The 839-nt window shown below is 54.4% G+C and carries 1 protein-coding gene; it reads left to right on the forward strand.

All coding sequences use genetic code 11. The annotated features are described in order from the left end of the window. Nucleotides 1–153 precede the first annotated feature (153 nt). Nucleotides 154–839: hypothetical protein (locus BHE89_RS19015; protein WP_458694245.1), on the forward strand; the 686-nt coding region annotated here is incomplete at its 3' end.

Genomic DNA, 839 nt, shown 5'->3' on the forward strand with positions numbered 1-839 from the left:
GAGCAAACCGGGCAAAGCAAAACCGAAGAGTGATACGGAGAAACAACCCCATAAACCAGAGGCAAAAGAGGATCTGTCCCCTCAGGACATTGCCAAAAACGCACCACCTTTGGCAAAACGACAATCCGTTACAAGCACTCAAGGATGTTGGGGGTGGACTGGGGGGACATCGACTTCCCGTTTGACGCATTCAACGCATCGGCAGAGACAACCAGCACTGACGCAACAAACTCAGAAATCCCAGATGTGGCAATGCCCGGAAAGCAAGAGGAGCAGCCAAAACAGGACTTCGTTCCACAAGAACAAAACTCCCTGCAGGGCGATGACTTTCCAATGTTCGGGGGTTCTGATGAACCGCCATCATGGGCGATTGAGCCGCTCCCTATGCTGACTGACGCACCAGAACAACCAACGCACACGCCAGAAATGCCGCATACGGACAACGTTAATCAGCATGAGAAGGACGCAAAGACCTTGCTCGTTGAGATGTTGTCTGGATACGGGGAAGCATCGGCGTTGCTTGAACAAGCGATCATGCCTGTTTTGGAAGGTAAAACGACGCTGGGCGAGGTCCTATGCCTGATGAAGGGGCAAGCCGTCATTTTGTACCCGGATGGCGCTCGGTCGCTGGGTGCGCCGTCAGAGGTTCTCTCGAAGCTGTCCCACGCCAACGCGATTGTTCCGGACCCGATTATGCCAGGTCGCAAAGTTCGTGATTTCAGCGGAGTGAAGGCAATTGTACTGGCGGAGCAGCTTTCAGATGCAGTCGTGGCGGCCATTAAGGATGCCGAGGCGTCAATGGGTGGATACCAGGATGCCTTTGAGCTCGTCTCTCCCCC

The organism is Shigella sp. FC1967, assembly GCF_001743005.1.
In the GTDB taxonomy this organism is placed as follows: domain Bacteria; phylum Pseudomonadota; class Gammaproteobacteria; order Enterobacterales; family Enterobacteriaceae; genus Proteus.